This window comes from Melghirimyces profundicolus (assembly GCF_003054245.1).
Lineage (GTDB): Bacteria > Bacillota > Bacilli > Thermoactinomycetales > DSM-45169 > Melghirimyces > Melghirimyces profundicolus.
In genome coordinates this window covers 1-7,141 of record NZ_QBKR01000051.1, presented here as the reverse complement: position 1 = coordinate 7,141, position 7,141 = coordinate 1, and the positions used below count along the sequence as shown (strand labels likewise).

Below are 7,141 nucleotides of genomic sequence, written 5' to 3'. Positions count from 1 at the left end.
TCGTTCGATATGAGCGTTATTTACATATCTATAAAGCTTTTTGTTTCGTTGCCGTTATTTTATGGTGCGTAAAACTAATTTTGAAATAGCTTGTAAAGAAAGAATTTCATATCGAGGGTTGACCGTAAACACCGTTCACTCTCTACAGGGAGCCGAAAAAGACATTATCCTTCCATACGCAGGGCCGCAGCACAGATCCCAGCGGATGTTTCCTTTCAAAACAAACCGGAAATGGCCTTGGATTTGTTGGACTGGGCACGCAAAGAAGAGGTTCCCTTTAAGACTGTCACGGCCGACGCCGGTTACGGTGGAACCCCCGGGTTTTTGGAGGGACTGGAAGCGCGTGATTTACCCTATGTCGTTGCTGTTCCCTCCAACTTTGGTGTGCGAAGTAAATCTTTCATCCGGCCTACACGGGGCGGCCGAAAGCCCGCCCGACCAACCTACTGGAGACGGCCAAAGAGGTTTTGGATCGGTTGCCGGAGGAATGTTGGCAGACGGTCACTTAGGGGGAAGGATCCCGGGGTTTACAGACCCGGATTGCTGCGGTCCGGATGTACCGGGCCCATGGGGACACCACTGGCTCGATAGGATGGCTGATCGGGGAACGTCCTTTGCCCGGCCACGACCAGGAGGAAAAGTTTTTCTTCAGCACGTTGCCTGAGGAGACCTCGGTGGCTGACATGGTTCGCTGGGGTCACCGCCGCTGGGCCATCGAGCGTTACTTTCAGGATGCCAAGGAGCTCCGCGGGATGGACGAATACCAAGGACGGCACTGGCAGGGTCTGCACCGGCACTTGGCAGTGGTCAACCTGGCCTATACCTGGCTGTTACATCTTTGGAAACAGGGTGATGTCTTGGAGGATGACGATCCATCCGGCCAGGATGGGAAGGGGCTGGCTTCATTTCCGGGCCCCTCCTTACGAGCGACTTGGCGATGGTGACTGGATCGGGTCCAACGATGGGTCATTCTCTTTTTCGGCTTATCAGCCGACACGATTCGTTCTTAAACCTATCCTGTACTAGCCTTCTATTAAAAACCCCGCCTCAAGGGCGGGGGTTTTTGGCAAACGCGCGGTTTTTTGATAAAGTAAAGATGGTTAGTGAATCTTTTTCTGTGTGGCGGACTCGCCTTCGGGGCGGGCCGCTTTTTTCTTTCTCTTGAGCAGGAAGAACGGGATGATTCCAGCCGGTACGGGCAGTTCTTCCGTCGAGGCTACCAGCTTCTTCAGCATCTTAACCCCTCCTTGAATGGCAGTGATTCGTTGATAAGAGGAGTAAACCCTCCTAATAATAAGATAACGCGTTTTAGACAGATGTCAATAGATAATATGGCTGAATATCGATGATGAATAAGATATTTGCTTATATGTTATTCCACTTTTTCTTCGAACAGCGGTCTCCACCCTCTTGTCTACCAGGATCCCTGCCTCTGCCGGATGCGGACGATCTGACCGATATGGAACGCGTGGTGGGTGCACAGGTTGGAAACAGCTCCCCACCAGGGGGCTTCCTCCGGATAGTCGGGAATGGGTTCGTACAGTTTGAAATCGGCGCACTTGGAAAGGGCGGTCTGCCAATCGGCAAGGCTGGTCTCCAACCGGGTGACGGCGTTTTGCCAGTCTTCTCCGGATACCTCCTTCACCTCAAAGGTCCAATTGTTATCCACCGCTCCGGAAGTCGGTTCACCCATAAACCGGCTGAGCCACCTTTCGTTCCAGAAAGTGAGGTGATGGACGATCTGCCAGATGGTCTTCATGGATTCGTCTTCCCGCCACAGGGCTTCCTCGGCCGTCAGTCCCTTCAGGGCACGGCTCAGGGGAGGAAACCAACTCGGATCATCCCGGCAGGCTGCCAGCTGGTCCAACAGCAACTCTTTTTTCCCTTTCAACTGTGTATCCCCCTTCATCACAGTAGGGGTAACGATTCGCCGTTACCTTAAAAAATCCTTCCATGTATCACGACACCGGGGAGAGGGGAAGTGGCAGGTTCCAAGCTGCAAATGGATCCATTCTCACAACAACAGCAGGGCCAAAGCGGTTCCAACACTGCTGTACAGGAGGGCGAAACCGATGTTCCAGCGGGTGATCCGGTAGGGAGGCTCCCCGGTCAGCTGGCTCATCAGGGCGACGGTGGTGTTGTAAGTGCCGGAAGCGTCGCTGGCGATGTTGGCGGTCAAAAGGAGCACCGCCAGGCTGAGGGGGTCGATCGTGTCCAGGAGCGGCTGGAGCAGCACTCCCTGAAGCCCCAGCGTGACCAGGGGATGAAAGCCGACCAGGGCCAGCAGTACGGAAGAGAGCTGGATCAGGACAAACAGAATCACCGGCGTTTCCGCCAGGGAGACAAGGGGGCCCCGCAAAAATTCCAGCACCGCCGTCTCCTCCACCATCCGGTTGAAAAAGCCGAGGGAGAGGAAGAGAAGGGCCAGGTTGTTCAGTTCCGGCACCTGTTTTTTCCAGGCGAGGAGACTGTATTTCCAATAAGCTCTTCCCCGGTGGATCAAGAGGGCCCACACGAGACAGTAGGGCAGGATCAGCAGGGTGACGGCGGCGAAAAAGTCGATGGCGAGCCACCGGGACAGGGCGATGGACGTCCCGATCAGGACGGCCAGGGCCGCAATGAGCTGAAACAATTTGCCGAGCCGTACCGGTTCCCCTGCGGAGGCCCCGGACCGCGGTTGCAGTTCATGTTTTCGGTGGCGGACGGCGAGCAGCCAGTCCACCCCGATCATGGTGCCGGAAAAGAGGAGCAGCCAAGGAAGGAACTCCGGATACGCCACTCCGGTGATGCTTGAGACCACCACGATGAACACTTCCACCGGACTCCATACCGTGGCCATGGCGAAGGCCCGCAGCACCGATTCAGCGGCGAACCGGTTGCGCACCGCTTCCGGCAGCCGGGTCAGCTGTTTCCGCAGAACCCGGTAAACCAGGGGAATGGAAGCGAAAAAGAGGAAGATGCACAATACATAACTGACGAGGGAGGTCCGCCGGTACAATTTACCCGGATGGTCCGTCCCGTTTTTCAACAGGCGTCCCAGGTGCTGTTCATACCGGCCGACGATGATCAGGTTGTTGATCCACGGCAACATGTAGAGAAGTGCCAGCATCAACCCCGTGGAGGTGAAATGACCGGGGATCCGGGTCCACGGTGTCCCGGAAGCGACCAGAAGTCCGAGCCCTATCCCCAGAAACGCCACGCTGACCACCCGGAACGTCCGGGTCGCCCCCGGATAGGAGATGGGGAGGCAAGCCATGGCGACGATCCCCGTTACCACTGTCAGTGGAGCCGAACCAATGAACAGGTTTCCCATATACAGAAGTACAAAGGCGGTATAGAGCCAGCGGCGCAGCGTATCGGTCGAAGGCATGGCATCAAGACTCCTTGGTTGCAAAATCATGCAGCAGACTTGCGGAACAGCCACCGGAGCAGGGGCGGAACAAAGAACAGGATGAAGAAGACCCGGAACATCTGGTACCCGGTTACGGTGGCCATCCCCGCATGGACTTCCCTCGCCACCACTCCCATGGTGGCCATCCCGCCTGGAGACAGCCCCAGGAACGCCGTCACCAGGGACATGTCATGCATCCGGACCAGCAACAAGCCCAATCCCCATGAGAACACCACCATCACCAGTCCGGTGACGGGGGCCAACAGACCGACGCCCGGGTGTCGGGTCAGGCTCTCCGGTTTCATCATCAAACCGAAGTAAGCCCCCATGAACAGCTGAGCGATGTTCCTGATTAAAATCGGTAAATCCGGTGGGTTGAATCCCAGAACTCCAAACAGAGCGGTCACGATGACCGGACCCATCAGATAGGCGGTGGGCAGCCGCAGTTTTCGCCCCACCCGGGCCGCCAGGACCGCCGCCAGACCGAAAAGGAGGAGTTCGGGTCCGTCGGCCGCCCAGTTTGTCGCCCCGTCTCCGCCCGTGTTGGGTCTCTCTGTACCGGTGAGTCCCAGGACCAGAAACGGTACCACGAAAATGACTGTCAAAAGACGGGTCACCTGGAAGAAGGTGACCACGGTCAGATCGACTCCCTTCATTTCCTCCCCCAAGGTGATCATCTGGGACAGGCCGCCCGGGATGTTGGCCGTCAGCGCGGTCCGGAAGTTCAGATCCGTTCTTCGGGAAATGATCCAGGCCATCCATACGCTGAAGCCCAGGGTCAGGGCGGTCATCAGCAACATGGAGGGGAGCTGGGCGATAATTTTGCCCATGGTTTCAAGGGTAAAGGAGGTTCCCAGCATGTAGCCGATGGCGATCAGTCCCGAGTTCCGCCACTCTTGGGGCCAATACAGAGGAGCCCGGGCATAACGGGACCATAACAGCACACTTACCATCGGTCCCAAAACCCAAGGGATCGGAAGCTGAAGCAAAGCAAAAACGCCTCCGCCGGCCACGGAGAGAAGGAGGGTCCGGAGCCAAGGGAGGAACGGTTCTCTTATCGGTTGGATTGTGATCACCTTCTCATCCCGCTCATAGATCCAACTTAACCCAAACACGGTTGATTGACAACCTTTTCGCAAAACGAAGATTCCGGGTGACGGGGAATGACGGAAAGGAAGGTGGAATATGGACCGCCGTTTGATGGAAGTCTTCCGGGCGGTTTACGGCCGCCTGGAGGGAACCGGGATTCGGTGGGTGTTGACGGGGAGTCTTGCCTTTGCCCTTCAGGGACTTCCTTTCCAGGTCCGCGACATTGACCTGCAGACGGACCGGGAGGGGGCTTACCGAATGGAAAAGCTGTTTTCGGACGGGGCGGTCCGAAACATCCGATTTTCCTCCAGGGAGCGGATCCGCTCCTATTTCGGGGAGTTTCGGTGGAAGGGGGTCCGGGTGGAAGTGATGGGGGATCTGCAAAAGCGGGTGGGCGGGGAATGGGAGGCGCCCGTCGACCTTCTCCGGCACCGCCGGTGGGTGGTATGGGAAAGATGCAAGGTCCCGGTTCTTTCTCTGGAGTATGAATACCAGGCCTATCGGAAAATGGGGCGCCTGGAAAAGGCGGAAAGGATCCGGAAGGAGGCGGGGCTCACATGATCCCCGATCCCCACCCGTATCCGAGGAAGGCCGCCAGCAAGCCGGCGGAGTATGTGATCCCGAGGTAGATCAGAGACCGGTTCCGTTCTTCCGGGGGCATTTGTTCCGCTTCCCAGTGCAGCGTGGAGAAAGTGGTGAAGGCCCCCATAAATCCGGTTCCGGCAAACAGAAGCCACCGATCGCTGAAGCCCGAGCCGATCATCCACCCGAGCAGGAAAGAGCCGGTCAGATTGGCTGCGAGGGTCCCCCAGGGAAGTTGGCCGTCCGGCCGGTTGAGCCACCGGCCGAGCAAATAGCGGGAGATGGCTCCCAGAAATCCGCCGGCGGCCACCCAGAGGGCGTGGATCAGCATCGGGCCCCCTCCTTTCGGCACGCTCCCAGACGGGAGCCGGTCCGGATGAGCCATATCCCCCCCCAGATGCTGGCCAGAAGATAGATTCCCGCCGTGATCCAACGGCCGTCTTGAAGGAAGGTTACAGTTTCCACGCTGAAGGTGGAAAAGGTGGTGAAGGAGCCGATCAGCCCCGTCCCGATCCCGGTCCGGAACACGGGAGAAGAGGGGGGACGGGCATGGAACCACCCCAGTGCCAGACACCCGATCCAGTTGGCGGCAAGGGTCCCCAGAGGAAACCCTCCTCCCGGAACAAAGAGAAGCACGCTCAGTCCATACCGGAGAAGGGCCCCGAGGATCCCGCCGATTCCGACAGCCGCATAAATCATGGCGACGACTCCTTGCATCGAGGATGTCAGGTCCCGGCAAATCCGCCGGGACCTTTTCAGTGTAGAAGAGTCGGACTTCCGGTGCAAGGTGGGAGGAAGAAGGAGTAAACATTTTTTGAATCGTGGGAAAAAAGTCTTGTCATTTCATTGGCCAGCGTGTATTATATAACACAACAACAAACATGAGGATCTGTTATACTACAAAAATGAACGGGAATGGGTTTCATCCATCATCTGATCGGAAGGAGCGGGGATCAATGGACATCCGGGAAGATTTGCGCTATCGGGGTGTGTTCACAAAAGTGCCGGGGGATCCTTCCCAATGGAGAAGGTGGGAAGCCATGGGCCGGACCTGGATCCGGGACTGCCGCAGGCGGAACGGGGGACGGTCGCCTCAGGAACTGACCTGCAACGGCGGTGAAGGTGCCTTCCCCCGTTTCTTCCAGCTGCTGGCTCCCGGGGGGAGTCTGACCTTCCGCGGTTCGATGGAAGGCTTTCACTTCACCTTCATGGGGAAACGGGGTTCGCTCTCCCCCCTGCAAGCCTTTGAGAAAGCCGGGTTCCGCCGCGGGGAAAGCATCCTGGTCCACTACGGGGTGAAACAAAGAGGCAATGTGGATTCCGCGGGGATGGAGGCGATTGTCTCCGCCCTGGACCGGGGAGGGATTGTCGTGGTGGCCACCGCCACCGAGGAGCAGCGGCGGTTCGTGGAAAAGCGTTGGAAAGGGGACATCGCCGGGGCACTCAGCGTGGAAGGATTAAAGCAAACGTCCGGCTTCGACTGGCCTGCCGCCATGCCTGTCCTGCCGGATCCGGGATCCCGTTTTCGGGAATGCCAGGAGGCCTTGACCCTGTTTCACGAACGGACGGTGAAACGCTTTCGAAAGGCGGCCCTGGTACCTCTGGGGCTGGAAGAGCATCCGGAGAACGGGTTTGATCTGGTGTATGAAAGGGCGGGTCAGGACACACTCGGAATCAGTGTCAACCTGGTCCGTCCCGGGACCGGGAGAGTGATGTACGGAGAAGAGATGGCGGGTCGGCGGTATAGTTTTTATGCGCCCCACGTCTGGATGAACCGCAGGCGGATCGTGATGCCTTCCGCCCTCATCATCGGGGAAATCCCCGCCGCACCGGAACGGGAACATGGCCGGCGGACCGGCGGTTTTCTGCCGGAAGAAGCGGAACAGCTGGTACGAAAGCTGGAACCGGTGGGGATGGTTTAAAGGGGCGGGCTTGCCATAGAAGCGTTGTGAAAAAGTGAGCGGCAGCATTTACCCAAAGCCGTTCCGGCTGCACTCACAGAGCACAAGTCTCGCCTGGGGTCGCTTCACTCCCCGGTCTCGCTATGCACTCACAGAGCACAAGTCTCGCCTGGGGTCG

The 7,141-nt window shown here is 57.9% G+C and carries 10 protein-coding genes; 4 read left to right on the top strand and 6 right to left on the bottom strand.

The features are described 5' to 3' along the window. Window positions 1-108: 108 nt before the first annotated feature. Together C8P63_RS20150 and C8P63_RS18400 are read left to right on the top strand one after the other, a co-directional pair. Window positions 109-591 carry a transposase gene (locus tag C8P63_RS20150; protein ID WP_108026808.1) on the top strand — a complete coding sequence of 161 codons (483 nt, stop codon included), beginning with the start codon at window positions 109-111 and terminating at the stop codon, window positions 589-591. Next, a complete protein-coding gene (locus C8P63_RS18400) occupies window positions 555-944 on the top strand; it encodes a transposase (RefSeq protein WP_108026806.1) in 390 nt (129 codons plus the stop codon). The genes C8P63_RS20150 and C8P63_RS18400 overlap by 37 nt, the downstream gene beginning before the upstream one ends. A gap of 156 nt (window positions 945-1,100) precedes the next feature. On the opposite strand, the gene C8P63_RS19850 is transcribed toward C8P63_RS18400, so the two are convergent. The 4 genes from C8P63_RS19850 to C8P63_RS18385 form a co-directional block, all read right to left on the bottom strand. After that, window positions 1,101-1,235: a hypothetical protein gene (locus C8P63_RS19850; protein ID WP_281258747.1), complete on the bottom strand. Its 135-nt coding sequence runs from the start codon at window positions 1,233-1,235 to the stop codon at window positions 1,101-1,103. Window positions 1,236-1,414: 179 nt separating this feature from the next. Then, window positions 1,415-1,891 carry a DinB family protein gene (locus C8P63_RS18395; RefSeq protein WP_170109764.1) on the bottom strand — a complete coding sequence of 159 codons (477 nt, stop codon included), beginning with the start codon at window positions 1,889-1,891 and terminating at the stop codon, window positions 1,415-1,417. A gap of 123 nt (window positions 1,892-2,014) precedes the next feature. Continuing rightward, window positions 2,015-3,370 (bottom strand): hypothetical protein, encoded by a 1,356-nt coding sequence (locus tag C8P63_RS18390; protein ID WP_108026803.1) that lies wholly within the window; start codon window positions 3,368-3,370, stop codon window positions 2,015-2,017. A 26-nt stretch (window positions 3,371-3,396) separates the two neighbouring features. Further along, window positions 3,397-4,506, bottom strand: coding sequence for an AbrB family transcriptional regulator (locus C8P63_RS18385; protein WP_170109763.1), 1,110 nt, complete (start codon window positions 4,504-4,506; stop codon window positions 3,397-3,399). 70 nt (window positions 4,507-4,576) lie between these two features. Here C8P63_RS18385 and C8P63_RS18380 point away from each other — a divergent pair, with 70 nt between their 5' ends. Beyond that, window positions 4,577-5,041, top strand: a complete 465-nt coding sequence (locus C8P63_RS18380) for a nucleotidyltransferase domain-containing protein (RefSeq protein ID WP_108026796.1) — start codon at window positions 4,577-4,579, stop codon at window positions 5,039-5,041. Here the strand turns inward: C8P63_RS18380 and C8P63_RS18375 are convergent. Both C8P63_RS18375 and crcB read right to left on the bottom strand, forming a co-directional pair. Next, complete coding sequence (locus C8P63_RS18375; protein WP_108026810.1) at window positions 5,034-5,390, bottom strand: fluoride efflux transporter FluC; 357 nt, start codon at window positions 5,388-5,390, stop codon at window positions 5,034-5,036. The genes C8P63_RS18380 and C8P63_RS18375 overlap by 8 nt on opposite strands. After that, window positions 5,387-5,761, bottom strand: a complete 375-nt coding sequence (gene crcB / locus C8P63_RS18370) for a fluoride efflux transporter CrcB (protein ID WP_108026792.1) — start codon at window positions 5,759-5,761, stop codon at window positions 5,387-5,389. The genes C8P63_RS18375 and crcB overlap by 4 nt, the downstream gene beginning before the upstream one ends. A gap of 257 nt (window positions 5,762-6,018) precedes the next feature. On the opposite strand from crcB, the gene C8P63_RS18365 reads away from it, so the two are divergent. Beyond that, window positions 6,019-6,984: a hypothetical protein gene (locus tag C8P63_RS18365; protein ID WP_108026788.1), complete on the top strand. Its 966-nt coding sequence runs from the start codon at window positions 6,019-6,021 to the stop codon at window positions 6,982-6,984. Window positions 6,985-7,141 lie beyond the last annotated feature (157 nt).

Coding starts and splice junctions, on each gene's coding strand:
- C8P63_RS18390 (WP_108026803.1), bottom strand. CDS start 3,370: ATGCCTTCGACCGATACGCTGCGCCGCTGGCTCTATACCGCCTTTGTA.
- C8P63_RS19850 (WP_281258747.1), bottom strand. CDS start 1,235: ATGCTGAAGAAGCTGGTAGCCTCGACGGAAGAACTGCCCGTACCGGCT.
- crcB (WP_108026792.1), bottom strand. CDS start 5,761: ATGATTTATGCGGCTGTCGGAATCGGCGGGATCCTCGGGGCCCTTCTC.
- C8P63_RS18365 (WP_108026788.1), top strand. CDS start 6,019: ATGGACATCCGGGAAGATTTGCGCTATCGGGGTGTGTTCACAAAAGTG.
- C8P63_RS18400 (WP_108026806.1), top strand. CDS start 555: ATGTACCGGGCCCATGGGGACACCACTGGCTCGATAGGATGGCTGATC.
- C8P63_RS18380 (WP_108026796.1), top strand. CDS start 4,577: ATGGACCGCCGTTTGATGGAAGTCTTCCGGGCGGTTTACGGCCGCCTG.